20 protein-coding genes and 1 tRNA gene are annotated in these 25,236 nt (G+C 70.4%); 14 read left to right on the top strand and 7 right to left on the bottom strand.

From position 1 onward, the window contains the following. Positions 1–18: 18 nt before the first annotated feature. Complete coding sequence (locus ABMQ42_RS04530) at positions 19–798, bottom strand: PspA/IM30 family protein (protein ID WP_349721666.1); 780 nt, start codon at positions 796–798, stop codon at positions 19–21. Between the two features lie 52 nt (positions 799–850). Continuing rightward, entirely contained in the window at positions 851–2,902 is a 2,052-nt protein-coding gene (locus ABMQ42_RS04525) for a TPM domain-containing protein (protein WP_349721665.1), read from the bottom strand. A 153-nt stretch (positions 2,903–3,055) separates the two neighbouring features. Here ABMQ42_RS04525 and ABMQ42_RS04520 point away from each other — a divergent pair, with 153 nt between their 5' ends. Continuing rightward, complete coding sequence (locus ABMQ42_RS04520; protein WP_349721664.1) at positions 3,056–3,898, top strand: DUF3097 domain-containing protein; 843 nt, start codon at positions 3,056–3,058, stop codon at positions 3,896–3,898. Between the two features lies 1 nt (position 3,899). Here ABMQ42_RS04520 and ABMQ42_RS04515 read toward each other — a convergent pair whose 3' ends face one another. Further along, positions 3,900–6,713 (bottom strand): helix-turn-helix transcriptional regulator, encoded by a 2,814-nt coding sequence (locus ABMQ42_RS04515; RefSeq protein WP_349721663.1) that lies wholly within the window; start codon positions 6,711–6,713, stop codon positions 3,900–3,902. A gap of 124 nt (positions 6,714–6,837) precedes the next feature. Between ABMQ42_RS04515 and ABMQ42_RS04510 the strand changes: the two genes are divergently transcribed. Both ABMQ42_RS04510 and trmB read left to right on the top strand, forming a co-directional pair. Further along, on the top strand, positions 6,838–7,203 hold the full coding sequence (locus tag ABMQ42_RS04510; protein ID WP_349721662.1) for a hypothetical protein: 366 nt from the start codon (positions 6,838–6,840) through the stop codon (positions 7,201–7,203). Between the two features lie 72 nt (positions 7,204–7,275). Then, positions 7,276–7,932: a tRNA (guanosine(46)-N7)-methyltransferase TrmB gene (gene trmB / locus ABMQ42_RS04505; protein WP_349722077.1), complete on the top strand. Its 657-nt coding sequence runs from the start codon at positions 7,276–7,278 to the stop codon at positions 7,930–7,932. A gap of 100 nt (positions 7,933–8,032) precedes the next feature. Here the strand turns inward: trmB and ABMQ42_RS04500 are convergent. Then, a tRNA-Arg gene (locus ABMQ42_RS04500) sits at positions 8,033–8,108 on the bottom strand. 189 nt (positions 8,109–8,297) lie between these two features. Between ABMQ42_RS04500 and ABMQ42_RS04495 the strand changes: the two genes are divergently transcribed. Next, positions 8,298–9,548, top strand: coding sequence for an MFS transporter (locus tag ABMQ42_RS04495; RefSeq protein WP_349721661.1), 1,251 nt, complete (start codon positions 8,298–8,300; stop codon positions 9,546–9,548). 45 nt (positions 9,549–9,593) lie between these two features. On the opposite strand, the gene ABMQ42_RS04490 is transcribed toward ABMQ42_RS04495, so the two are convergent. Next, entirely contained in the window at positions 9,594–10,157 is a 564-nt protein-coding gene (locus tag ABMQ42_RS04490; protein WP_349721660.1) for an NADPH-dependent FMN reductase, read from the bottom strand. Positions 10,158–10,619: 462 nt separating this feature from the next. Here ABMQ42_RS04490 and ABMQ42_RS04485 point away from each other — a divergent pair, with 462 nt between their 5' ends. The 10 genes from ABMQ42_RS04485 to ABMQ42_RS04440 all read left to right on the top strand — a co-directional run bounded on the left by ABMQ42_RS04485 (position 10,620) and on the right by ABMQ42_RS04440 (position 23,665). Beyond that, positions 10,620–12,125 carry an HNH endonuclease signature motif containing protein gene (locus ABMQ42_RS04485; RefSeq protein WP_349721659.1) on the top strand — a complete coding sequence of 502 codons (1,506 nt, stop codon included), beginning with the start codon at positions 10,620–10,622 and terminating at the stop codon, positions 12,123–12,125. Between the two features lie 119 nt (positions 12,126–12,244). Beyond that, the gene (gene argS, locus ABMQ42_RS04480; protein ID WP_349721658.1) at positions 12,245–13,909 is read left to right on the top strand and encodes an arginine--tRNA ligase; all 1,665 of its coding nucleotides are present in this window, start codon (positions 12,245–12,247) and stop codon (positions 13,907–13,909) included. 11 nt (positions 13,910–13,920) lie between these two features. Next, positions 13,921–15,003: an LmeA family phospholipid-binding protein gene (locus ABMQ42_RS04475; RefSeq protein WP_349721657.1), complete on the top strand. Its 1,083-nt coding sequence runs from the start codon at positions 13,921–13,923 to the stop codon at positions 15,001–15,003. 114 nt (positions 15,004–15,117) lie between these two features. Further along, complete coding sequence (gene lysA, locus ABMQ42_RS04470; protein ID WP_349721656.1) at positions 15,118–16,509, top strand: diaminopimelate decarboxylase; 1,392 nt, start codon at positions 15,118–15,120, stop codon at positions 16,507–16,509. Next, positions 16,506–17,828 carry a homoserine dehydrogenase gene (locus ABMQ42_RS04465; protein WP_349721655.1) on the top strand — a complete coding sequence of 441 codons (1,323 nt, stop codon included), beginning with the start codon at positions 16,506–16,508 and terminating at the stop codon, positions 17,826–17,828. Before lysA ends, ABMQ42_RS04465 begins: the two co-directional genes overlap by 4 nt. 1 nt (position 17,829) lies before the next feature. After that, a complete protein-coding gene (gene thrC / locus ABMQ42_RS04460) occupies positions 17,830–18,918 on the top strand; it encodes a threonine synthase (RefSeq protein WP_349721654.1) in 1,089 nt (362 codons plus the stop codon). Then, the gene (gene thrB / locus ABMQ42_RS04455) at positions 18,915–19,892 is read left to right on the top strand and encodes a homoserine kinase (protein ID WP_349721653.1); all 978 of its coding nucleotides are present in this window, start codon (positions 18,915–18,917) and stop codon (positions 19,890–19,892) included. Before thrC ends, thrB begins: the two co-directional genes overlap by 4 nt. A 191-nt stretch (positions 19,893–20,083) precedes the next feature. Then, positions 20,084–22,129 (top strand): transcription termination factor Rho, encoded by a 2,046-nt coding sequence (gene rho / locus ABMQ42_RS04450; protein ID WP_349721652.1) that lies wholly within the window; start codon positions 20,084–20,086, stop codon positions 22,127–22,129. Positions 22,130–22,151: 22 nt separating this feature from the next. Continuing rightward, entirely contained in the window at positions 22,152–23,231 is a 1,080-nt protein-coding gene (gene prfA, locus ABMQ42_RS04445; RefSeq protein WP_349722076.1) for a peptide chain release factor 1, read from the top strand. A gap of 35 nt (positions 23,232–23,266) precedes the next feature. Further along, entirely contained in the window at positions 23,267–23,665 is a 399-nt protein-coding gene (locus ABMQ42_RS04440) for a hypothetical protein (protein ID WP_349721651.1), read from the top strand. On the opposite strand, the gene epsC is transcribed toward ABMQ42_RS04440, so the two are convergent. Then, a complete protein-coding gene (gene epsC / locus ABMQ42_RS04435) occupies positions 23,662–24,231 on the bottom strand; it encodes a serine O-acetyltransferase EpsC (protein WP_349721650.1) in 570 nt (189 codons plus the stop codon). The two genes, ABMQ42_RS04440 and epsC, sit on opposite strands and share 4 nt — an antisense overlap. A gap of 1 nt (position 24,232) precedes the next feature. Further along, positions 24,233–25,171 (bottom strand): cysteine synthase A, encoded by a 939-nt coding sequence (gene cysK / locus ABMQ42_RS04430; protein WP_349721649.1) that lies wholly within the window; start codon positions 25,169–25,171, stop codon positions 24,233–24,235. Positions 25,172–25,236: the final 65 nt, after the last annotated feature.

Raw genomic sequence — 25,236 nt, 5'->3', positions numbered from 1 at the left:
GCGGCATCCTTCATCTTGTCACTGACCGGGCGTGTACGGCGCCGACGAGATCTCGGCGGCCGGGGTCGGTGCGGCCACGGCCGGCGTGCTGCCGGCCTTCAGCGCTGCGAGGCGCGCGTCGACCTCGGTGAGCTCGCCGATGTCGTCGAGGGAGTTGAACTGCGCGTCGAGGCTCGACGCGGCCAGCTCCTGCTTGCCCTGGGCGAGGGCCTCCTGGCGACGGATCTTGTCTTCGAAGCGACCGAGGTCGCTCGTCGGGTCCATCACGTCGATCGACTTGACGGCGTCGGCGACCTTGTTCTGGGCCTCGGCGGTCTTCTGCCGTGCGATCAGCTCCGACGACTTGGCCTTGAGCTGGTTCAGCTTCTCCTTCATGCCGTTGAGGCCGTCCTTGAGCTTGGCGACCGCGTCGTTCTGCGCGGCCAGCTGCGGCTCGGCGGCCTTCGCCTCGTTCTCGGACTGGATCTGCCGCTGCAGGGCGACCTTGGCGAGATTGTCGAACTTGTCGGCATCGGCGGTGTTGCCTGCCGCGCGCAGCTCATCGGCCTTCTTGCTGGCGGCGAGGGCCTTGTTGCCCCACTCCTTGGCCGCCTGCACGTCCTCTTCGTGGTCGCGCTCAAGCAGCCGCAGGTTGCCGATGGTCTCGGCGATCGCCGACTCGGCGTCGGCGATGTTGTTGGTGTAGTCGCGCACGAGCTGGTCGAGCATCTTCTTGGGGTCTTCGGCGGAATCCAGCATCGCGTTGATGTTCGCGCGAACGAGCGTGGAGATCCGGCCGAAGATGGACTGCTTGGCCATCAGGTTTCCTTCCTGTCGAGGTTCATTGTCGAATCGAGACTGTGGGTGCCGGTCAGAAGCGACCGCCTCCCCGACGGCTGCGGGTGCCCCCGCCGCCGAAGCTGCCGGCGCTGAAGCCGCCGCCGCCCCCTCGGCTGCGACCGCCGCCGCCTCCGCCGAAGCCGCCGCCACCGAAGCCACCGAAGCCGCCGCCTCCGCCGCGACGACCGCCGCCCCCGCCGCCCAGCAGCGAGTTGATGACGATGCCGCCGAGTACGGCGCCCATGACGTTGTTGCCGCCCCCGCCGCCCGAGCCGCCGCCGAACAGCCCGCCGGCGCCGGCGTCGAAGCCGCCGACGTCGTTCTGCGCGAGCTGCAGGGCCTGACCTGCCAGCTGATCGGCGCGCTGGGCGTGCTGCAGCGCCTGGTCGGGGGCGGTGGTCTGCAGCTGCTGCGCCTGCGCGAGCTCGGCACCGGCCTGCGCGAGACGGGTGCGGGCATCGGTGCCCACGGCCCCGCGGCGTGCGGTGACGTAGTCTTCGGCGGCCGAGACCTGCGCCTGGGCCTGCATCATCGTCTGGCCGAGCATCTGCTGCGCGCGCTGCGCGCGGGTCGCGGCATCCCGCGCCCCCTGCAGCACCTGGTCGATCTGGGTGTTGACGGCCTCGAGCGCCTTGAGTGTCGCGAGGGGATGCTTGCGCGACGCCGCCATGTCGGCCTTGGCTGCGTCGACCTGCGTGCGCGTCGCGGTGACCGTGGCGGCGACCTGGCCGTTCGGATCGGGCACGGCGCCGGCCGAGGCGAGGTCGCCCTCGAGGTCGACGATCAGGGCGGCGACGCTCTTCTCGCCGGTTGACAGATCGGTTCCGAGCTTGCCGATGGCGTCTTCGAGCAGCTTCGCCTGGTCGACCGCCTGCTCGGCGGCGCGGATGGCGACCGCGGCCTGCCCGCCGTCGCCTGCGGCCAGGTGCTGCTGCGCCTGGGCGACCTGCTCGTCGGCGAACGCGAGCCGCTGCTGCGCCTGCGCCGGATTGTCGGCGACGGTGGCCAGCGCCTCGGGCGCATACGAGCCCTGCAGCTGCGTGAGCGTCGCGGTCGCGGCATCCATCGCCGATGCGACCTTCTCGCGCTCGGTCTGCACCTGCGCAAGGGCCTGCGGGGCGTTCTGCTCGAGCTTGCGCAGCTCGTCGAAGGCGGCGGCCTTCTCGTCGAGGAGCTTGTTCGCGTGCTCGCAGAGGTCGACGATCTGCGTGTTCCAGGCGCGCGTCTCCTCTTCGGTGTCCGGCTCGGCGTCATCGAGCTTCTGCTTGAGTGCGAAGGCCTGGTCGAGGTCCTTCTTGGCCTGAGCCAGCGCGGTCGTGAAGTCGGCGGTCGCCGCGTCGCCGAACTGGGCGGCGGCGAAGCCGAGTTCCTGGTCGCTCGTGCGCACGGCGTCGTCGGTCTGCACGAGCGCGGAGCCGGCCCGGCGCGCGAGCTCGGCGGTGCTGAGCTTCTGCAGGGCGGGGCCCGAGGCCGTCGCGGTCTTCTTGCGCCGCGAGCGGATGATCAGCCAGATGATGAGGACGATCGCGACGATGACGAGGAGGATGACGACGATCCAGACGATGCCGCTCGCGCCGCCCGCTCCGCTCGAGACGCCGCCCGAGCCTCCGCCGGCTGCGTCCTTCAGGCCGTCGGCGGCGGCCTTGACTGCGCCGGCCCAGTCGCCGGAGGCCAGCGTCGGCTGGATGCGCTGCTGCTCGATGGTGCCCAGTGCCTCGTCGGAGACAGGCCCCGCCGAGTCGCCCGACAGATAGAACTGCCGCGAATCCACGGCGATCGCCAGCAGGTACTGGTTCGGGCCGAGACCGTTGTCCTCCGCCGTCTGGTTGGCCCAGTCCTCCGACGAGTCGGCGCCGGTGAACGTGGAGACGTAGACCGTCCACAGGTTCATGTCGGTGCTGTCGGCGAAGTCCTGCGCTGCCTGCTCGGCGTCGGCGAGCTCGGACGAACTGAGCACGCCGGCGTCGTCGAGCACGTAGCTCTGGCCGAGCGTGACCGGATCGGTGGCGCTCGCGGCGACGGCCGGAGCCAGAACGAGGGCGGCGCACGCCGCGACGACGGTGATGAGGCGGCGTAGACGCATCCGTGTCCCTTCCCCCAGGACGCTTGCTTGAAGGCGAGTCTATTCAGACTCGGGCATATGACGGTAGGGGGTGCGTCGCTCCCGGCGGTGCGGGCCTCGGGCGGCTACGCTTGCCGGTTCGGAAGGCTCTGGGGCACGGGGAGGTTCGGTGACATGGACGACCGTTACGGCACGGACGTGCTCGCGCAGGGGTGGCGCACGCAGTTCCAGCGTGAGCTGGAGCGGGTGCCCGCCGATCGTGACGTCGTGGTGGAGGTCGCCGAAGACGGCTACTGCGGCGCGGTGGTGCGGGTCGAAGGCGGGCTCGTCGAGCTCGAGGACCGGCTCGGCAAGCGCCGCATGTTCCCGCTCGGACCGGGTTTCCTCGTCGACGGCGAGCCGGTGATCCTCGCGCCGCCCACACCTCGGGCGGCGCCTGGTGGGCACAAGCGCACCGCGTCGGGCTCGTTCGCCGCCGCCGACCAGCGCGCCCGCGTGGCGCGCGCGAGCCGCATCTTCGTCGAGGGGCGGCATGACGCCGAGCTCGTGGAGAAGGTGTGGGGCGCCGACCTGCGCGCGGAGGGCGTGGTGGTCGAGTACCTGCAGGGCGTGGATCTGCTGGATGCCGCGCTCCGCGACGACCCGCCGTCGGCGCAGCGGCGCTACGGGGTGCTCGTCGACCACCTGGTGCCCGGCTCGAAGGAGGCGCGCATCGCCGAGGCGGTGGAGCGCGGGCCGCACGGTGCGCACGTGCGCATCGTGGGGCATCCCTTCATCGACGTCTGGCAGTGTGTGCGGCCGGCCTCGCTCGGCATCTCCGCGTGGCCGGTGATCCCGCGCGGCATCGAGTGGAAGGTCGGCATCTGCCGCGCCTTCGGGTGGCCCGCCGACGACCAGGCCGACATCGCGCGGGCGTGGCAGCACATCCTGTCGCGCGTGCACACCTACCGCGACCTCGAGCCGGCGCTCCTGGGCCGGGTCGAAGAGCTGATCGACTTCGTCACGGTCGAGGGCTGAGTCACTCGATCACTCCCGTCGCGCGGCCGATCGCGGTGGCCTCGGTGCGGTTCGCCGCGTCGAGCTTCGTGAGGATGCGCGACACGTGGATGTCGGTCGTCTTCGGCGAGATGAACAGTTCCTCGGCGATCTGCCGATTCGTGCGGCCCGTCGCGATCAGCCTCAGCACCTCGAGCTCACGCACGGTCAGCACGCCGCTGCTGCGGTGGGAGGGGCGGATGCTGCGCAGCAGCGTGCTCGCGCGCCGGCGCAGTGGTGCGGCGTCGAGCCCGTCGGCGACATCGAGTGCGTCACGCGCGGCGCGAACGGCATCGTCACGGTGCCCACGGGCGATGAGCGCTTCGGCGCAGCGCAGATCGCAGACGGCGGCGTCGTGGGTGTTCCCGACCGCGCGCCAGAGCGCCGCCGCCTCTGCGAACGCCTCGGCGGTGCTCTCGCCGTGGAACCGAGCGCGCTGAGCGTCGAGTTCGGCGGCCCACGCCTCACCCAGCGCGCCGTGGCGGCTCATCCGACCGGCGACGTCGGCGATCAGGGCGAGGTGCGCGTCGGCGGCTCGTCGGTCGTCCGGATCGGGGTGCGCAGCCGCGGCATCCACCTCGATGCGTGTGATGTCGCGCACCGTCCGCCAGAGGAACCCGAGCATCGCGTGGTCGCTGAAGCGCGGGTGCGTCTGCGTCCACACCGGCTCGAGCACACGGCGCATGCGCGGGAGGTCGTGGGCGGCTCCGTGGACGCGGGCGGCCATCATTCGCGCCGAGGCCGGGTCGATGCCGCCCGTCTCGCCCTCACGGGCGGGCAGTCCCGTCCACAGCTCCGCATCCGCCACGCGCCCCGTGCGCAGCAGCTCGAGCTGCGCGGCGTGCAGGTCGGAGAGCACGAGGTGCCCTTCCCAGAGGAAGCGATAACGCTCGCGCGCCGACTCCGCGTGCCGCCAGCGGCCGACGTCGATCCACGTCGGCATGACCGCGCTCAGCTGCGTCTCGAACGTCGGCCAGTCCAGGCGGGCGTCGAGGGTCGCCCCCGCGAGCTCGAAGGCCGCGTCGGCGGCATCCGCATCTCCACGGAGCGCATGGATGATCGTCAGCACGTATCCCACCCACCGGTGGACATACGCCTGGTGGGGATCCGCGGCGGCCAGCAGTTCTTCCAGCTGTGCGATCGCCTCCTGCGATCGGCCCTCCGCGGCGTCGAGATAGGCGAGCTCCGTGCGGGCCCGGACGGCGTCCCTCGCCTCGTCGCGTTCCTCCAGGATCTGCGCGCTCTCCGCCGCGAGTGCTCGAGCACGCTCCATATCCCCGTCGTTGAGATACAGCTCGCTGAGGTTGTTCAGGAAGATCGCCAGCACCAGGTCACGAGGCCCGGTGCGCGCCCGGGTCTCCATCTCGGACAGGCTGGCATGACCGGGGTCTGTGGCCAGCGCGGTGCCGCCCTGGACGGTCAGCCCGAGCTGCAGACACGCGCGCGTCGAGTCGTCGTGCGCGGCATGGAGGTCCTCGGTGAGAAGCTCGAGGTAGCGGTCGGCGTCGATCTGTCCGATCGCCCAGCGTCGGAAGCGCCGGATCTCACGGGGTGTGAAACGCTCGAGGCCCGGGAGGGGAGTCTCGCCGTCCCAGAGCGTGAAGATCTGCTCCCACATCTCCGCCTCGACCTCGTGAAGGTCGAGTTCGCCCGCGGCTCGCGCCGCGCGGACTGCGGCGGCCAGGGCGTCGACGCGTTCGCCGGCGTGCAGTCGATGGCGCGCGACGGCGATCGCGGCCGTCGGGCCGGGCGTGGCATCGGGGTGGGTCTCCAGGACCTGTGCCCACAAACGGTGCCAGCGTCGGCGCGCGACCGGGGCGATGGATCGATCGGCGACCTCCCTCAGCAGAGGGTGGCGGAACACGAGCGCGTCGTGGGTCGGCGTCTCCGCGAGGACGCCGGCCGCCGTGGCTTCCCCGATCGCGGCGTCAAGAGCGTCGTCGTCCAGCGACGCGACCGGTCCGAGAAGCTCGATGCGCAGATGATCGGCGCCGATGGCGGCCGCCTCGATCAGTCGCGCCGTGCCGGGGGTGAGAGCGTCCAGACGTGCCTGTGCGCCGAGCACCCGCGAGCCCGACCGCGGAACACCGTGGGTCGCGGCGAGTTCTTCGATGAGGAGTGGGATGCCGCCGGCCAGCCGTTCCACATCGGTGCGGGTCGCGGCATCCACCCCCAGATCGTCGAGCCGCCGGCGCACCTGATCACGTGTGAGCGGCGCCAGCGTGATCGTTTCGGCCCCGGGGGTGAAGCGGGCCAGCACCGCCTCGTCGTCGCGGCTGTCAGTGCGCACGGCTGCGACCACCAGCAGCCGCCGGTCGAGTCCGGTGCCCGCCGCGGCTGCGAGCAGATCGAGGCCCGCGCCGTCGGCCCACTGCAGGTCGTCGATGAGCCAGACCAGGAGGCGGTCCGCCGCGATCCGGTCGAGCAGGCGCAGTGCCGTCGACAGAATGATCGTCCGATCACCCGACCGGGCACCGCCGGCGAGCAGCGGCGACAGGCCGTCGCGCTCGTCCGGGGTGAGGAGATCGTGGTCGTCGTGCAGGAGCCGGGCCAGAAGTTCGGACAGCAGTGCGAAGGGGAGCTCGCCCGTGGACATCGCGACGCCGCGCGTGACGGCGAGCCGTTCATCATCGAGGCCTGCGGCGAACTCGGTGAGAAGGCGGCTGCGGCCGATACCCGGTTCGCCCGAGACCAGGACGAGGTGCGTGCCGCCCTCGCGAGCGCGCGCGACCGCGTCACGCAGCACGTCGAGTTCGTGCTCGCGCCCCAGCATCACCTGACCGCGCAGGTGCCCCATGTCGTCATTGTGGCACGCGGGAACCCGCAGGTCAGCCCGAAAGATAGGGGTATCTCCCGATTCGGCGGCCGAGGCGTCCGAGCATGCTGGGGCGCAGAGTTCAGAGCGTGGAAGGAGTCCTGAAATGTCTGCTCAGAACATCGACCCCGAACCGATCCCGATCGGGCCCGTGGCGCCCGCCCCGCAGCCGGCCGGCATGCCCGCCTACGCCTCCGCGGCGCTGCACCCTCCGGGAGGACTTCTGCCGGTCGCCACCCTCATGACCGGGCTCTTCGGCATCAGCATCGTGGCCGTTCTCCTCGGTCATGTCGGCCTGAAGAAGATGAAGGAGTTCGAGGCTGCCGGCGGCCGATTCGACGGAGTCGCGACCACCTACGTGCGCGGCGCGCAGAAGATGATGCTCATGATCGGCCTGGTGCTCGGGTACATCGGCGCCGTGATCTGGACGCTGTTCCTCGGCATCATCTTCATCGGCTACATAGCCGCATAGTCTGGACGGGTGTCCACACCCGACCCCGAATACCGCAAGAAGACCGTCTCGTTCGTGCGCCGCAGCGGGCGCATGAGCGAGGGGCAGGAGCGCGCCTGGGCCGAGCTCTCTCCCCGCTACCTGATCGACGTGCCGCGCGAGGTGTCGACGACGAGTGTCGCCCACGACGCGCGCATCGATCCGGAGGCGGTGTGGGGCAGGTCTGCATCCCTCGTGGTCGAGATCGGCTCGGGTCAGGGGCATGCGATCGTGCATGCGGCATCGTCCCGCCCCGACGTCGACTTCCTCGCGGTGGAGGTGTTCAAGGCGGGCCTGGCCCGCACGATGAAGGACGCGGATGCCGCCGGCGCGGGCAACCTGCGGCTGGCCGAGGCCAACGCGCCCGAGGTGCTCGAGCACCTGCTGCCCGAGGAGAGCGTCGACGAGCTCTGGGTGTTCTTCCCGGACCCGTGGCACAAGAAGCGGCACGTGAAGCGGCGCCTGATCGCGCCGGAGTTCACGGCGCTCGCCGGCCGTGCGCTGAAGCCGGGAGGCGTGCTGCGCCTGGCCACCGACTGGGAGGACTACGCCCTCCAGATGGTGGAGGTGATGGATGCCGCGCCCGGCTTCCGTCGTGCGTTCGAGGGGGAGTGGGCGCCGAGGTTCGAGGGCCGCGTCATGACGGCGTTCGAGCGCAAGGGCATCGCTGCGGGCCGCGAGATCCGCGACCTGGCGTACGAGCGGGACTGAGGGGCGCACGCGCGGAGCCTCCGACCGGCGGGGATCCCACCGGTCCTGGAGATGTGAAGAGGGTCCGTCGTTGCGGACGGACCCTCTTCACATTCAGATCTGGTGCCCCCGACAGGAATCGAACCTGCGACCTTTGGTACCGGAAACCAACGCTCTATCCCCTGAGCTACGGAGGCGTACCGGTCAAGACTATCAGTGCGAAGACGCCGTCTCAGACCGCGGCGCGGGGCCGTTCGAGAACCTGGCGCTGTTGCACGTTTCCGGCCGCGGGAGTGCGCAACAGCGACAGATCTGCCCGCCTCCGACCGCTCACTGAGCGAGCCTCGCCGCGCCGCGGCATCCCGAACCTGCGCCAGGATGGAGCGGTGACCGTCCCTGCCCCCGCTCCCAAGTTCGCGGTTCTGCGCAGCTGGAAGACCGCGCCGTACCTCGTGGGCGCGGGCCTGGCGATGATGGGCGACAACATCGAGCACGTCATCACCTATCTGGTGCTGTGGAACACGTTCCACTCGCCGATCCTGGTGGGCTTCCAGCTCGTCAGTCACTGGCTGCCCTACCTGCTGCTGTCGGTGTATGCCGGCGCGCTCGCGCAGCGATTCGACTGCCGGCGGATCATCCAGATCGCGCAGATCCTGTTCATGTTCGTGTCGCTGTGCTGGGGCATCCTGTTCCTGACCGGAACGCTGCAGCTGTGGGAAGCGTGCGTGCTCCTGGTGCTGCACGGGCTGGCGGGATGCCTGTGGGGCCCCGCCGAGCAGATGATGCTCTATGACTTCGCGGGGCGCGAGCAGCTGCCCAGTGCCGTGCGCATCAATGCGACGTTCCGCAGCCTCGGCATCCTGTTCGGTCCGGTCGTGGGCTCGGCGCTGCTGCTGACGCTCGGCACGACCTGGGGCATCTTCGCCAACATCGTCTTCTACCTGCCGCTGACGCTGTTCCTGGCGCGCACGAAGTTCACCGGGCACTCCCGCGAGGGACTCTACGGGACGGGCCGGGTGTCGCTGTGGCAGTCGTTCCGGGTGCTGGGCACCGTGCGGAGAGATCACGTGATCATGGGGATGCTGATCCTCGCGGCCCTCGCGTCGGTCTCGATCGGCGCCGTGCTGCAGACGGCGATGCCGGTGTTCGGCAACGAGTTGACGCCGACGGGCGCCGACGCCGAGCTCGTCTACGGAGCGCTGCTGTTCGCGCTGGGGATCGGCGGGGTGGTCGGCGGGTTCTTCCTCGAGGCCAGCGGCTGGATCCCGCCCACGGTGCGCACGGCGGTGATCAGCTCCCTCACGTTCGGACTGTTCGCGATGCTGTTCGCCTTCACCGGTTCGCTCGTGGTCGCGCTCATCGCGCTCGTGCTCACCGGGTTCTCGCAGATCACCGCGACCTCGACGGGGCAGGCGATCGTCCAGCTGGAGGCCCCGCCGGCCGAGCGTGGCCGGGTGCTCGGGGCCTACAGCATGTTCGGCCCCGGCATGCAGACGTTCAGCGGAGTGACGATCGGGGCGCTGGGGACGCTGCTCGGCATCCCCGCGACGGTCGTCATCGGGGGAGCGGTGCTGGTGGCCGGCACGCTCCTGACCGCGCTCTACATCCGCGGGAGTGCGCGCCGCGCCGAGGTGTGACGACGCGGCGCGCGCTCGGCCGCGCGGGTGTCGGCCGCGCGGGTGTCAGCCGCGCAGGGGACGCAGCGCGTCGGCCAGCGCGACGAGCTCGTCGAACTGTGCGTGCAGCATCCGCTCGTTGCTCTCGCGCGGCTGGAACACGCCGTCGTCATCGAGCTGCTGCGCGGCCCAGGCCAGCTCGACGTTCGAACTCGTGGGAACCAGCCCCAGCGCCTGCTGCACCGGACGCAGCGCGACCACGCCGCGGGTGCCGCCCGAGATGCCGCCGTAGCTGACGGTGCCGACCGGCTTGCGGCGCCACTCCTGATGCAGGTAGTCGAGCGCGTTCTTCAGGCTCGGCGCGTAGCTGTAGTTGTACTCGGGCTGCACGAAGATGAACGCGTCCGCGGCATCCACCCGTTCGCTCCATGCCTTCGTGTAGTCCTTCGTGTACTGGCGCAGACGCGGGTGGTTCGGCTCGTCCATCAGCGGCAGCGCGATCTCCTTGAGGTCGGCGAAGTCGACATCGAAGCGGCTGTCGGCGTCGGCCTCCTTCTGCACCCACTGGGCGATCGGCAGGCCGATACGTCCCTCGCGCACGCTGCCGACGATGATCATCAGTCTGGTCATTCAGGTCCCTTTCCGACATCTATTCAACGGCATCCATTCAACTCCTGGTCGGGCGGTCGGGTGAGTGGAGGGGTGGATGCCGCGGCCGGGGGCTCTGTCAGTGCGGCTCCATTCGTCGGGCCGAGGGCGAGGGGATGCCGGGGTCGTGGTGTCTGGTCCGGTTCTGTGGGGGCGGGTCTGTGGGCTGGGGAGGATGTCGGTGGCCGGTGGGATCGTGAGGGTGGCGGTGGATGCCGGCCGGGGGTCAAGAGCCGGTCATTCCATACGAAGATACGAATCTCACTCGTTCCCCGTGTGTACGGTGAGTCGCTTCGCGGTTGGCCTGAATCATGCGAAAAATACTTGAGAGAATCCATTCTCACCCCTTGTTATCCGTAGGCATGTTCGATACTATGGTGGTATCGGTTCATCCGGGGAAGGGGGCTCACGGTGTCGGTGGGTGTGTCTCCTGTTGTGTCGGAGGTGGATGAGCTGTTGGATTCTCTGGTGTCCTCGCGTGCGGCTGCGGGGCGGGCGTTCGCGGCGGAGATGTTCTTCTTCGCCCGGGTCGCGGACCTCGTGCAGCGGCGTGAGGCCGAGCGTGCCGTCCGGGGTGGGTGTGAGGGTGCGGTGGTGGATGCGTCGCAGCTGGCGATGCGGGAGCTGTACGCGGAGATCGCGGCCGGGCTGCGGTTGAGTGAGTGGCAGGTGGCGCGGAAGGTGTCGCAGGCGTCCACGCTGGTGGGGTCGTTCTATGAGACGTTGTGTGATGCCAGTGCGGGAGAGTTCTCCGGGGAACACGCGACCCTGATCGCCGAGGCCGGCGTGCAGATCGATGATCCCGGGGTGCGCGCTGAGTTCGAGGCGGTCGCGCGGGATATGGCCCGGGAGATGACCCCGGCACAGTTGAAGGCCGGGTTGGCAGGACTCGTGGTCCGGCTGGACCCGGAAGGCACCCAGGCGCGGGTGCGGGACGCGGTGGCACGGCGGCGGGTGTCGGTACGCGAGTTGGAGCCCGGTCTTGCCCGGATCACCGCGGACGTCCCGACCACCGAGGGCGTAGGTGCGGTGGCCCGGCTGCGGGAAGCAGCCACCGTCCTGTTCGCACAGAACCAGGCCGAGAAGACCGCGGAGAAGGTCGAAAACGACACCACCACTGCCACCGCCGGACCGGCCGACGCCGACACGAGCGACGTGGCCGCGGGCGTCGCTGACGCTGACGCCGGCAACACGGCCAAGGGCATCGACTTTGACACCGACGCCAGCGATGGCTCCGGTTCTGGCTGTGATGCTGATTCTGACGGGACGGGCGAGCCGGTGTTCGATGACCGGTCAGTGGCGCAGATCATGGCGGACATGTTCTGCGACCTGCTGCTGGCCGCCTCGTTCACCGGGCACGGTGCCGATGAACAGGCGCGGGACGCGCTCTCGGCGATCTGCCCGGAGGTGCAGGTCACCATCCCGGCAGAGACCCTCACCGGTGCCCGGGTGGGCGGGGCCACCGTGGACGGGTTCGGCCCGATCGACGACCACACGGCCAGGCGGCTCGCGGGTGGGTGCTCGATGTGGAGCCGGGTGTTCACCGACCAGGCAACCGGGGTGCCGGTCTGTGTGGACCGGTACCGGCCCTCCAAGCGGCAGAAACGATTCCTGCAGGCCAGGGACCAGCAATGCCGGTTCCCCGGATGCCGCAGACGTGCGGTCAAATGCGATATCGACCACACGATCCCGCACGCGGCGGGTGGCCCGACGTGCCTGTGCAACCTCGAGCACTTCTGTGAACGCCACCACACTCTCAAACACGAGACCGCGTGGGAGGTCGAACAGCTCGCCGGCGGGGTCCTGATCTTCACCGCCCCCACCGGGCGGCAGCACGTGACAAGACCACCGGGCACGGTCAGATTCGAACCCGTCGCCCTGATCGACCCCGACCCCCACCACCGACACACGACTGCCACACAATACGCAAACGACCCCGCACCCTTCTGAACACGCACCTGAACACGCACCCTTCTGAGAAGGGCGGCGCGGCCAGATGAGAGTGACAGGCGCGCCGCGGTGGCGTTCTCAGCGGCCGCGCGGGCGGCTCGCCATAGAATTGTCGGTCTATGGATCCTGAAGCCCTCTCCGCAGCCCTGCTCGACGTCATCCGCCCGCTCGCGGAGGCGCGACGAGCCGGCTCCGCCGAGGGCCTGATCCCCGCCGATCTGCTGCTGGAGCGGCCCAAGAACCGCGACCACGGCGACTGGGCGTCCAACGCCGCGCTCAAGCTCGCGAAGAAGGTCGGCGCGAACCCCCGTGAGTTCGCGGCCGAGATCGCAGAGAAGCTCGGCGAGGTCGCCGGTGTCGCATCCGTCGAGGTCGCCGGTCCCGGCTTCATCAACGTGCGGTTGGATGCCGCGGCCGCCGGTTCGCTCGCGAAGACCATCGTCGACGCGGGTGCCGCGTTCGGCACCAACGAGTCGCAGCGCGGCAACACCGTCAACGTCGAATTCGTCTCGGCGAACCCGACCGGCCCGCTGCACATCGCGCACACCCGCTGGGCGGCGCTCGGCGATTCGATCGTGCGCCTGCTGCTGGCCAGCGGCGCGACCGCCGTCCGCGAGTACTACATCAACGATGCCGGCGCGCAGATGGGCCGCTTCGCGGCATCCATCGTCGCCGCAGCCAAGGGCGAGCCGACGCCGGAAGGCGGGTACCCCGGCGAGTACATCACGACCCTCGCCGGCCGGGTGCTCGAGGCGCGCCCCGATCTGCTCGAACTGCCCGACGACGAGCAGCTCGTCGTGGCCGAGGACCTCGCCTACGAGTATCAGCTCGCCGAGATCAAGAACTCGCTGGACCGGTTCAACGTGCCCTTCGACGTGTGGTTCTCCGAGCGCACGCTGCATGCGCCCGGCGAGAACGGCATGAGCCTCATCGATCAGGCCGTGGAGCGCCTGCGCGAGCAGGGACACGTCTTCGACGCGGACGGTGCGGTGTGGGTGCGCACGTCCGACTTCGGCGACGACAAGGACCGGGTGATCCGCCGTTCCAACGGCGAGTACACCTACTTCGCCGCCGACGCCGCCTACTACCTCAACAAGGGCGACCGCGGCTTCCAGAACAAGATCTACCTGCTCGGTGCCGACCACCATGGGTACGTGCACCGCCTGAAGGCGATCGCGGGAGCGGCGGGAGAGGACCCGGAGAAGAACATCCAGGTGCTCATCGGCCAGATGGTCTCGATCAACGGCGCGCGCCTGAGCAAGCGCGCCGGCAACATCATCGAGATGGACGACCTGCTCAATTGGCTGGGCACCGACGCACTGCGCTACTCGCTGGGCCGTTACCCCGCCGACTCGCCGCTCGACCTCGACCCCGACCTGCTGCGCAAGCGCACCAACGACAACCCGGTCTTCTACGTGCAGTACGCGCACGCCCGCACGCACAACGTCGCCCGCAATGCGGACGACGCCGGTGTCGACCGCGGCGTGTTCGCGCCCGAGACCCTCACCCACGAGACCGAGGCGGCGCTTCTGGGTGCGCTGCAGGAGTTCCCGCGCATCGTGGCGTTCGCCGCCCAGATGCGCGAGCCGCACCGCGTCGCCCGTTATCTCGAAGAGCTCGCCGGGCTCTTCCACCGCTGGTACGACAACTGCCGCGTCATCCCGCTGGGAGACGCCCCGATCGAACCCGTGCACCACACTCGCCGGTGGCTGAACGACGCCACCGGACAGGTTCTGCGCAACGGCCTGGACCTTCTCGGAGTGAGTGCGCCCGAGCGCATGTGACCGGAGGAGAGATGGCCGAACGCTCCACCCAGCCGGAAGATCCGACGGAGCCCATCGCGGTCCCGCCGAAACCGCCGCTGCCGGGGGACGGGCAGGTCATCCCGCCCAGGCCGCCGCTGCCCGCGCAGCCGGCCTCCGCATCCGAGCCCGCTCGCACGGCCGCCGAGCCCGCCCCCGAGCCCGAGGCGACCACCCTGCCGCTGCCGGTCGTCGGCGAAGCGCAGCCCACCTCCCCGCAGACCGCGGCGTATGCGCAGCCCGCGCACCCGCAGACCGCCGCCTATCCGCAGGCCGCGGCATCCACTCCTCCGCAGCCCGCGAAGCCGAAGAAAAAGCGTCGCGGCGTCGTCGCCGCGGTGACGACGCTCATCATCGTGGCCGTGCTCGCCGTCGCCGGGGTGATCGGCTGGTTCGCCGGCAACGCCTGGCTGAAGGACAAGGTGGTCGCCGAGGTCACCGCGCAGACGCGGACGGCCCTCGACCTCGGCCCCGATGCAGAGGTCGACGTGGACGTCGACGAGCCGATGATCCCGCAGGTGATCGCCGGCCGACTGTCGGCGCTGACCGTCACGGTCCCCGAAGCGCCGCTGGGCGGTGCGACCGGGAGCCTCACCGTCCACGCGACCGACGTCCCCACGAGCGGCGACGGCGAGGTGGGCAGCGCCGATGCCACCGTGAGTCTGGCCCCCGACGCCCTCGTGAAGCTCATCGGCAACTTCGACGACACGGTCGCCGGTTCCCTGAAGGTCGACGGCGGCAACCTCGTCGTCTCGCTGAACCCGGCGCAGTTCCTCTCGGGCATCTCCTTCGCCCTGACCTTCACGCCGAGTGCGAAGGACGGCGCGCTCGTCCTGACCCCCGAGAAGTTCACGGTGGGCGGACTGAACATGGATGCCGACACCATCCGCGCCCGCTTCGGGAGCCTGGCCGACGGCATCCTCGCCGACCGCACCGTGTGCGTGGCCGATCGCTTCCCGAAGGGGCTGACGCTGTCGAAGATCGCCGTGGGCGCGAGCACCGTCGACGCCTCGTTCACCGTCGATCCGCACATGCTCTCCGACGCCGCGTTACAGAAGCCGGGAACGTGCGGTTGACCCCGCTAGACTGGCCAGCATCACCCGGTGCATGCGTCGACGCCCGGCGAGCGACGCGACCGGACTCTTCCGTTCCGGAAACGCCGCACCGCAGCATCCTTCGATTGGTCCCCCTTGTCCGCCTCACCCACCCGTGATCCGCTCCCCGTCCCCGACGACGCCGATGCCCTGCACGAGCGGGTCTGGCCCGTCTCGGCACATCGCGACGACGACGGCGCCCTCGTGGTCGGGGGAGTGACGGCGACCGAGCTGGCGCAGTCCTTCGGCACGCCGCTCTACGTGGTCGACGAGGACGAGGTGCGCGCACATGCGCAGCGCACCGTCGCGGCGTTCCGCGCAGCGGCCGACGCGCACGGCATCGACGTGCGCGTCTACTACGCCGGCAAGGCGTTCCTGTGCACCGAGGTCGTGCGGTGGACGGCCGAGGCCGGCATGAACCTCGACGTGTGCAGCGGGGGAGAGCTCGCCGTCGCCCTGGCAGCGGGCACCGACCCCGCGCGCATCGGCTTCCACGGCAACAACAAGTCCGTCGACGAGCTCACCCGCGCCGTCGAGGTCGGCGTCGGAACCGTGATCGTCGACAGCCTGATCGAGATCGAACGGCTCGCGGCGATCGCCGACCGCGCCGGGGCGGTGCAGAATGTGCTGCTGCGCGTCAACAGCGGCGTGCACGCCGAGACGCACGAGTTCCTCGCGACGGCGCACGAAGACCAGAAGTTCGGTTTTGCGATGGATGCCGCGCCCGCCGCGGTCGCGCGCATCCGAGAGCTCCGCTCGCTGAGCTTCCAGGGCCTGCACTGCCACATCGGCTCGCAGATCTTCGGCGTCGCCGGCTTCGCCGAGTCCGCATCGCGCCTGGTGGACCTGCACGCGCAGCTGCTGGCGGGCGGGCCGATCCCGCTCCTGAACCTCGGCGGCGGCTTCGGCATCGCCTACACCCCCGCCGACGACCCGACGCCGATCGAAGACCTCGCCGCCGGCATCGTCGAGGCCGTCGCCCGCGAATGCGAGGTGCGCGGCATCCCGATTCCCGACCTCGCCTTCGAACCCGGCCGCGCCATCGTCGGCCAGGCGGGCGTCAGCCTCTACGAGGTCGGCACCGTCAAGCCTGTCGAGCTCGGTGAGGGGCGGCAGCGCCTCTACGTGAGCGTCGACGGCGGCATGAGCGACAACGCGCGGCCCGCCCTGTACGGCGCCGACTACTGCGCCCGCATCGCCTCGCGCGTCTCGGGTGCCGCCCCCGCCCTGTCGCGGGTGGTCGGCAAGCACTGCGAGTCGGGAGACATCGTCGTCGACCGGGAGTACCTGCCCGCCGACGTCGCCCCCGGGGACCTGCTGGCCGTGCCCGCCACCGGCGCGTACTGCTTCTCGCTGGCGAGCAACTACAACTACCTGCCGCGCCCGGCCGTCGTCGCCGTGCGCGACGGGGCCGCCCGCGTGATCGTGCGCGGACAGACCATCGCCGACCTGCTGCGTGCAGACGTCGGCGCAGAAGGGAAGGCATGATCGACTACCGTCGCCTGCGCGTCGCACTCCTCGGAGCGGGGGCCGTCGGCTCCCAGGTCGCGCGTCTGCTCATCGAGAACGCCGACGAGCTCGCGGACCGCTCCGGCGCCGCACTGGAGCTCGCCGGCATCGCCGTGCGCGACATCGACGCGCCCCGTGATGTGGACCTGCCGCGCGAGCTGCTGACCACCGACGCCGAGACCCTCATCGTCGGCAGTGACATCGTCATCGAGCTCATGGGCGGCATCGAGCCGGCCCGCGAGTACCTGCTGCAGGCCGTGAACTCGGGCGCCGACGTCGTGACCGCGAACAAGGCGCTTCTGGCCACGCACGGCTCGGAGGTCTTCGACGCCGCCGACCAGGTGGGCGCCTCGGTCTACTACGAGGCGGCCGTGGCCGGGGCCATCCCGATCATCCGTCCGCTGCGCGACTCGCTGGCCGGTGACCGTGTCGACCGCATCGTCGGCATCGTCAACGGCACCACGAACTACATCCTCGACCGGATGGACGCCGAGGGCTCGGAGATGGCCGAGATCCTCGCCGACGCGCAGCGCCTGGGCTATGCCGAGGCCGACCCGACCGCCGACATCGAGGGCTACGACGCCGCGCAGAAGGCCGCCCTGCTCGCGAGCCTGGCGTTCCACACGTCGGTGCCGCTCGAGGCCGTGCACCGCGAGGGCATCACGGGCGTCACGAAGCAGATGATGGATGCCGCGCGGCATGCCGGCTACGTCATCAAGCTCGTCGCGGTCTGCGAACGGCTCACCGGGCGCGACGACGAGTCCGGCGATGAAGCGATCTCGGTGCGGGTGTACCCCGCACTCATCCGGCGCGAGCACCCGCTGGCCAGCGTCCACGGCGTCAACAACGCCGTGTTCGTGCAGGCCGAGGCGGCCGGAAACCTCATGTTCTACGGCGCCGGCGCCGGTGGGGTGCAGACCGCATCCGCTGTGCTCGGCGACGTCGTCTCGGCCGCGCGGCGTCACATCGCCGGCGGCGCGGGCGTGGGCGAGTCGACCCGGGCCAACCTGCCCACGGTCGACATCGGCCAGGTCGTCACCCGGTACCAGGTCACCCTCGAGGTCGACGACCGCCCCGGCGTGCTCGCCCGGGTGGCGGGCCTGCTCTCCGACGGACGCGTCTCGATCGCGACCGTGGAACAGACCCTGGAGCACACCGAAGAGGGCGCGGCATCGGCCCGCCTGGTGATCGGCACGCACAAAGCTTTGGAGCAGGACCTCAGCGAGACCGTGGCACGGCTCGCCGACGACGACGTGGTCGAGCGCGTCGTCTCGGTCCTGCGTGTGGAAGGAGACTGAAATGGCACATGTCTGGCGCGGAGTCCTCCGCGAGTACGCCGACCGGCTCGGCGTCACCGAGACGTCCACCGTCGTGACCCTCGGCGAGGGCGGCACCCCGCTCATCCCCGCCCCTGCGCTGTCGCGGCGCACCGGTGCGGACGTCTGGGTGAAGTTCGAGGGGATGAACCCCACCGGGTCGTTCAAGGACCGGGGGATGACCGTCGCGCTCTCGCGCGCGGTCGAGAAGGGCGCGAAGGCCGTCATCTGCGCATCCACCGGCAACACGTCGGCGTCGGCCGCGGCCTACGCCGCGCACGCCGGCATCACCGCCGCGGTGCTCGTGCCCGAGGGCAAGATCGCGATGGGCAAGCTGAGCCAGGCCGTCGCCCACGGCGGCACGCTCATCCAGATCCGCGGCAACTTCGACGACTGCCTCGAGATCGCGCGCGAGCTGTCCGACAACTACCCGGTGCACCTGGTCAACTCGGTCAACCCCGACCGCATCGAGGGCCAGAAGACCGCTGCCTACGAGATCGTCGAGCAGCTCGGCGACGCCCCCGACTTCCACTTCATCCCGGTCGGCAACGCGGGCAACTACACCGCCTACACGCGCGGTTACCGCGAGGAGGCCGCACGCGGCGCGTCGACCCGCGTGCCGCGCATGTTCGGCTTCCAGGCGGCCGGCTCCGCGCCCATCGTGCGCGGCGAGGTCGTGACGGCGCCCGAGACGGTGGCCACCGCCATCCGCATCGGCAACCCCGCGTCGTGGCACCTGGCGCTGGAGGCGCGGGATGCCACGAACGGCTGGTTCGGTGCGATCGAGGACCCCGCGATCCTGGCCGCGCAGAAGCTGCTGGCCGCCGAGGTCGGCGTCTTCGTCGAGCCGGCTTCGGCCATCAGCGTCGCCGGTCTGCTCGACCGCGCAGAGGCGGGCATCATCCCGGCCGGCGCGCGCGTCGTGCTCACCGTCACCGGCCACGGCCTGAAGGACCCGCAGTGGGCCCTGCGCAACGCCGACGGCACCGAGGTCGCCCCGATCGTCGTCGACGCCGACACCCGCGAGGTCGCCGATGTGCTCTCGCTGTCGGGCGCGGAGGCGACCGCGTGAGAACCGCGCCGCCCTCACCGGCGGCGGTCCCCGGCCGCGCCGTCTGGGTGCGGGTGCCCGCCACCAGCGCGAACCTGGGGCCGGGATTCGACACGCTCGGGCTGGCACTGAGCCTCTACGACGAGCTGCGCGTCACGGCGCTGCCGGAGGGTGAGATCCAGGTCGACGTGGAGGGGCCCGGGGCCGACCTCGTGCCGCGCGACGCGACGAACCTCGTCATCCGGGCCATCGCGTACGCCTTCGAGTCCGTGGGGCGGCGCATGCCCGGCATCGCGCTGTCGCAGCGCATCGTCATCCCGCACGGTCGCGGTCTGGGCTCGTCGGGTGCGGCGGTGGTCGCGGGCCTCCTGGCCGCGCGCGGGCTGCTGGCCGGCGATGTCGAGTTCGGTCCGTCGCTGCTGCTGCGGCTGGCGACCGAGCTCGAGGGGCACCCCGACAACGTCGCTCCCGCGCTGTTCGGCGGGTTGACGATCGCCTGGATGGACGAGAACGGGCCGCAGTACAAGAAGCTGCTCGTGCACCGCGGTGTGTCGCCCGTGGTGTTCGTCCCCGAGTCGACCATGCCCACGCGCATCTCACGGGAGCTGACTCCTCAGCAGGTCACGCGCGAGGACGCCGTCTTCAACGTGTCACGCTCGGCGCTGCTGATCGCGGCGCTGACGCAGAGCCCCGAGCTGCTGCTCGCGGCCACCGACGACAAGCTGCACCAGAACTATCGTGCGCAGGCGATGCCCGACACCGACACCCTGGTGCGCGGGCTGCGTCAGGCCGGCTTCGCGGCGGTGCTCTCGGGGGCCGGACCCAGCGTCCTCGTCATGGCCGACGGACCCGGCCGGCGCCTCGAGGCGACCCGTCTCGCGGCATCCCTCACCAACACGCCCTGGGAGTCGCTGATGCTCGCCGTCGACTTCAAGGGTGGTACAGTGAGGGACTATACGGAGGGCGCTTCGCAGCCCGTGTCGCCCGCGACATAGAGCCGCGAGAATCCATACCTCCATCGCATTTCTGCGAACCCCCGCATTGCCCCCGACGGCCGGCATCATCGATCCGGTCAGGTCCTGAGGGCCTGTCCCGGTCTCAGATCCGGCTTACGGGTTCATCGGCGCGCGTCGACGACGGCGCCGTGCGGGTCAGCTCCATCCATTCGTTTCACAAGGGAGAACTCGTGGAGTCCATCTCCGAGATCCACACCGACGCACCCACCGCGGATCGCACCGTCGCGTCCGACGCGGGCAGCGCCGCCGCCCCGGCACCCGCGGAGAACACACCCGCCGCCCCGGCCGCCGACGCGGCCCCGGCGACCGCGCCGCGCAAGCGTGCGCCGCGCCGTGCCAAGACCGAGGTCGTGACGCCTGAGTCGTCCGCCCCCGCCGCGCCCGCTGAGGCGCCGGCCGCGGCCGCCGCCGACGGGGCGGAGAAGAGCGACGAGCCGGTCGCGAAGAAGCCGGCCGCCAAGCGCCGCACGCCGGCGAAGAAGAAGCCCGCCGAAGAGGCACCGGCCGAGGCGGCTGCTGCCGAGGCACCGGCCGCGACCGAGGCGCCCGCCGCGGCATCCGACGCCGCCGAGAAGCCCGCCGACGCCGAGAAGCCGGCACGGTCGGGCCGCGGCAGCCGGGCGAAGGCGCCGGCGAAGGCCGATGCCGCCGAGGGCGAGAACGGCGGTGCCGACGAGAGCGGCGCCGACAAGAGCGGTGCCGATAAGAACGGCGCCGATGCGCAGCGCGCCGGCGAGAAGGCCGACGGCGCCGACAAGGCCGATGAGGCCGACAAGAAGCAGTCCGGCGGCGAGAGCGCCGACGGAGGCCAGAACGAGGGCGGCGAGCAGTCCGGACGACGCGGCCGCAACCGCAACCGCAACCGCAACCGCAACGCCGGTGGCAACAGCAACAGCAACAGCAACGGCGGCGGCCAGAGCGCTCCGTCGGACGACGACGAGCAGGGCGGCGGCAACAACCGCAACCGCCAGCGCAACAAGCGCCGCAACGCTCAGCAGAACGACGAGTTCGAGACCGAGATCAGCGAGGATGACGTCCTCATCCCGGTCGCGGGCATCCTCGATGTCCTCGACAACTACGCGTTCGTGCGCACCAGCGGATACCTGCCCGGCGCCACCGACGTGTACGTGTCGCTGGGACAGGTCAAGAAGTACAACCTGCGCAAGGGCGACGCGATCGTCGGCGCCATCAAGCAGCCGCGCGAGGGCGAGCAGTCGGGCCGGCAGAAGTACCACGCGCTGGTCAAGGTTGACTCGATCAACGGACTGAGCACGGAGGATGCCGCGACCCGCGTCGAGTTCTCGAAGCTCACGCCGCTCTACCCGCAGGAGCGCCTGCGCCTCGAGACCGCGCCCGAGAAGCTCACGCAGCGCATCATCGACCTGGTCGCCCCGATCGGCAAGGGCCAGCGCGGCCTCATCGTCGCGCCGCCCAAGGCCGGCAAGACCATCGTGCTGCAGCAGATCGCCAACGCCATCGCGATCAACAACCCCGAGGTGCACCTCATGGTCGTGCTCGTCGACGAGCGCCCCGAAGAGGTCACCGACATGCAGCGCACGGTCAAGGGCGAGGTCATCGCCTCGACCTTCGACCGTCCGGCGGAAGACCACACGACGGTCGCCGAGCTCGCCATCGAGCGCGCCAAGCGTCTCGTCGAGCTGGGTCGCGACGTCGTCGTGCTGCTCGACTCGATCACGCGTCTGGGCCGCGCCTACAACGTGTCGGCGCCCACCAGCGGCCGGGTGCTCACCGGCGGTGTCGACGCATCGGCGCTGTACCCGCCCAAGCGGTTCTTCGGCGCGGCGCGCAACATCGAGAACGGCGGGTCGCTCACGATCCTGGCCACCGCTCTCGTGGAGACCGGCTCCAAGATGGACGAGGTCATCTTCGAGGAGTTCAAGGGCACCGGCAACAGCGAGTTGCGCCTGAACCGCCAGCTCGCCGACAAGCGCATCTTCCCGGCGGTCGACGTCAATGCGTCGAGCACCCGTCGCGAAGAGATGCTGCTCTCGCCCGACGAGGTGAAGATCACGTGGAAGCTGCGCCGTGCCCTCGCGGGCCTCGACCCGCAGCAGGCGCTCGAGGTCGTGCTCGGCAAGCTCAAGGAGACCGGCTCGAACGTCGAGTTCCTCGTGCAGATGCAGAAGTCGATCCCCGCACCGACCTCGAACCACGCCGGCGGCCACAGCTACGGCCACGAGAACAGCATCCGCTGAGCCTGACGTGTCCGAGCCCGCGATGTTCGACTCCGTCAAAGCGCTGATCGAAGAGCACAAGGCCGTCCAGGTCGAGCTCTCCGATCCGGCGGTGCACGCCGACGCCGCGCGCGCGAAGCGCGTGAACCGTCGGTATGCCGAGCTGTCGAAGATCGTGGCCGCACACGACGCGTGGACGGCGGCCTCCGACGACCTCGAGGCGGCGCGCGAGCTCGCCAAGGAGGACGAGGCGTTCGCCGAGGAGGTCCCCGCGCTCGAAGAGCAGCTCGCCGCAGCCGAGGAGAGGCTGCGGCGGCTGCTCATCCCGCGCGACCCCGATGACGCACGTGACGTCATCATGGAGATCAAGGCGGGGGAGGGCGGAGCCGAGTCGGCGCTGTTCGCCGCCGATCTGCTGCGGATGTATCTCCAGTACGCGGCGTCGCAGGGGTGGAAGACCGAGCTGCTCGAGCGCAACGAATCCGACCTGGGCGGTTACAAGGACGTCCAGGTGGCCATCAAGGGGTCGTCGACCGACCCCGCGCAGGGCGTCTGGGCGCACCTGAAGTACGAGGGCGGTGTGCACCGCGTGCAGCGCGTGCCCGCCACCGAGTCGCAGGGCCGCATCCACACCTCGACCACCGGCGTGCTGGTGTTCCCCGAGGTCGACGAGCCCGACGAGATCGAGATCAACCCGAACGACCTGAAGATCGACGTGTACCGGTCTTCGGGCCCCGGCGGCCAGTCCGTGAACACGACCGACTCGGCCGTGCGCATCACGCACGTGCCCACCGGCATCGTCGTCTCGATGCAGAACGAGAAGAGCCAGCTGCAGAACCGCGAGGCCGGCATGCGCGTCCTGCGCGCCCGGCTGCTCGCGCGCCAGCAGGAGGAGCTGGCGGCTGCGGCATCCGACGCCCGTCACTCGCAGATCCGGGGGATGGACCGCTCCGAGCGGATCCGCACCTACAACTTCCCGGAGAACCGCATCGCCGATCACCGCACCGGGTACAAGGCGTACAACCTCGACCAGGTCATGGACGGCGCCCTGGGCCCCGTGATCGACTCGTGCATCACCGCGGACGAAGAGGCGCGGCTGGCCGCGCTCGCAGGCTCCGCCTGACACTGGTTCCGCCGCCGCGCCGCTAGGGTCGGAGCATGATCATGTTCCTGCTGCGGGCCCTCATCTTCCTGCTGTCCGCGGCCCTCGGGCTCGTGGTGGCCGACCTCATCCTGCCCGACTTCACCATCGTGTGGGCCGACTGGTGGGGCTTCGTGCTGTGCGTGGTGATCTTCGCGATCCTGCAGAGCGTGCTGGCGCCGTGGATCGCGAAGATGGCCAAGCGCTACGCCCCGGCCCTGCTGGGCGGCATCGGCATCTTCTCGACGCTCGTGGCGCTGCTGATCGTGGTGCTGCTGCCCGTCGGCGGCCTGCGCATCTCGGGTGCGCTCACCTGGGTGCTCGCACCGGTCATCGTCTGGGTCGTGACGGCGCTGGCGACTCTGCTGCTGCCGATGCTCTTCGTGAAGAAGAAGGTGCAGGCGACCCGCGCTTAGATGTAGTACTCGGGAGCCGCCAGCAGCGACCGGGTGTCTTCGCCGGGCACCCTCGGTCGCGGCTTCGCCGGGATCCCGACGAGGATGCTGTCGGCCGGGGCGTCCTTCGTGACGACGGCGTTCGCGCCGATCACGGATCCGGCGCCGATCGTGATCGCGCCGAGGACCTTCGCACCGGCGCCGACGGCCACGCCGTCGCCGATGGTGGGATGCCGCTTGCCGCCCTCGCGCTGACGGCCGCCGAGCGTGACGCCGTGGTAGAGCATGACGTCGTCGCCGACCTCGGCGGTCTCGCCGATGACCACGCCCATACCGTGGTCGATGAAGAACCGCCGGCCGATCGTCGCGCCGGGGTGGATCTCGATGCCGGTGAGCCAGCGGGTCAGCTGTGAGCCGGCGCGTGCGAGCAGTCGCAGGCGCCGGCGCCACAGCGCATGCCAGACCCGGTGGGCCCAGATCGCGTGCAGACCCGGGTACAGCAGAGCGATCTCGAACGACCCGCGCGCGGCGGGGTCACGCAGTCGCGCGGCCGCGACATCCTCTCTGATCCGTCCCCAGGCGCTCATCTCAGCCTTCGCGGACGTCCTCGAACAGGGCGGTGGTCAGATACCGCTCGCCCGTGTCGGGGATGATGACGACGATCTTCTTGCCCGCGTTCTCGGGGCGCGCGGCGAGCTGCAGAGCGGCCCAGGTGGCGGCACCCGCCGACATGCCGCAGAGGATGCCCTCCTTCGCGGCGAGGGCGCGCGAGGTGGCCAGTGCGTCTTCGAAGCCGACTCCGATGACCTCGTCGTAGATCGAGGTGTCGAGCACCGCGGGGACGAAGTTCGGGCCGATGCCCTGGATCTTGGCGGGGCCGGCGTGGCCTTCGGCGAGCAGCGGCGAGTCGGACGGCTCGACGGCGACGACCTTCACGTCGGGCTTGCGCTCCTTGAGCACCTGACCGACGCCGGTGATGGTGCCGCCGGTGCCGACGCCGGCGACGAAGATGTCGACGTCGCCGTCGGTGTCGCGCCAGATCTCCTCGGCGGTGGTCTTGCGGTGGATCTCGGCGTTGGCCGGGTTCTCGAACTGCTTGGCGAGGATGGCGCCCGGGGTCTTGGCGACGATCTCCTCGGCGACCGCGATCGCGCCCGTCATCCCCTTGTACGGGTCGGTCAGCACGAGCTCGGCGCCCAGGGCGCGCAGCAGATACCGGCGCTCTTTCGACAGCGACGCCGGCATCGTGATGATGACCTTGTAGCCCCGAGCCGCTCCCGCCAGCGCCAGCGCGATGCCGGTGTTGCCACTGGTGGACTCGACGATCGTGCCACCCGGCTGGAGCTCGCCCGATGCCTCCGCCGCGTTGACCAGCGCGATGCCCAGACGGTCCTTGACGCTCGACCCGGGGTTGAAGAACTCCAGCTTCGCCAGGATCTCGGCATCCACCCCCTCCGTCACGCGGTTCAGCCGGACGAGCGGCGTGTCACCGAATGTGGTGGTGATGTCATCGTGGATTCCGGGCATGAAGGTGCCTTTCGGGTCGTCGGCGGTTGCGCATTCTGCGATCCTGCTCAGCCTACGGCCCGGCG

It is taken from the genome of Microbacterium sp. KR10-403 (assembly GCF_040196215.1).
Lineage (GTDB): Bacteria > Actinomycetota > Actinomycetes > Actinomycetales > Microbacteriaceae > Microbacterium.
Note: the sequence above shows the minus strand (reverse complement) of the source record. Positions and strands in the feature narration are given on the sequence as shown.

What these genes read in the sequence shown, in the direction of transcription:
- ABMQ42_RS04530 (WP_349721666.1), bottom strand. Translation starts at nt 798, where the DNA reads ATGGCCAAGCAGTCCATCTTCGGCCGGATCTCCACGCTCGTTCGCGCG.
- ABMQ42_RS04525 (WP_349721665.1), bottom strand. Translation starts at nt 2,902, where the DNA reads ATGCGTCTACGCCGCCTCATCACCGTCGTCGCGGCGTGCGCCGCCCTC.
- ABMQ42_RS04520 (WP_349721664.1), top strand. Translation starts at nt 3,056, where the DNA reads ATGGACGACCGTTACGGCACGGACGTGCTCGCGCAGGGGTGGCGCACG.
- ABMQ42_RS04515 (WP_349721663.1), bottom strand. Translation starts at nt 6,713, where the DNA reads ATGGGGCACCTGCGCGGTCAGGTGATGCTGGGGCGCGAGCACGAACTC.
- ABMQ42_RS04510 (WP_349721662.1), top strand. Translation starts at nt 6,838, where the DNA reads ATGTCTGCTCAGAACATCGACCCCGAACCGATCCCGATCGGGCCCGTG.
- trmB (WP_349722077.1), top strand. Translation starts at nt 7,276, where the DNA reads ATGAGCGAGGGGCAGGAGCGCGCCTGGGCCGAGCTCTCTCCCCGCTAC.
- ABMQ42_RS04490 (WP_349721660.1), bottom strand. Translation starts at nt 10,157, where the DNA reads ATGACCAGACTGATGATCATCGTCGGCAGCGTGCGCGAGGGACGTATC.
- argS (WP_349721658.1), top strand. Translation starts at nt 12,245, where the DNA reads ATGGATCCTGAAGCCCTCTCCGCAGCCCTGCTCGACGTCATCCGCCCG.
- ABMQ42_RS04475 (WP_349721657.1), top strand. Translation starts at nt 13,921, where the DNA reads ATGGCCGAACGCTCCACCCAGCCGGAAGATCCGACGGAGCCCATCGCG.
- ABMQ42_RS04465 (WP_349721655.1), top strand. Translation starts at nt 16,506, where the DNA reads ATGATCGACTACCGTCGCCTGCGCGTCGCACTCCTCGGAGCGGGGGCC.
- thrC (WP_349721654.1), top strand. Translation starts at nt 17,830, where the DNA reads ATGGCACATGTCTGGCGCGGAGTCCTCCGCGAGTACGCCGACCGGCTC.
- prfA (WP_349722076.1), top strand. Translation starts at nt 22,152, where the DNA reads ATGTTCGACTCCGTCAAAGCGCTGATCGAAGAGCACAAGGCCGTCCAG.
- ABMQ42_RS04440 (WP_349721651.1), top strand. Translation starts at nt 23,267, where the DNA reads ATGATCATGTTCCTGCTGCGGGCCCTCATCTTCCTGCTGTCCGCGGCC.
- epsC (WP_349721650.1), bottom strand. Translation starts at nt 24,231, where the DNA reads ATGAGCGCCTGGGGACGGATCAGAGAGGATGTCGCGGCCGCGCGACTG.
- cysK (WP_349721649.1), bottom strand. Translation starts at nt 25,171, where the DNA reads ATGCCCGGAATCCACGATGACATCACCACCACATTCGGTGACACGCCG.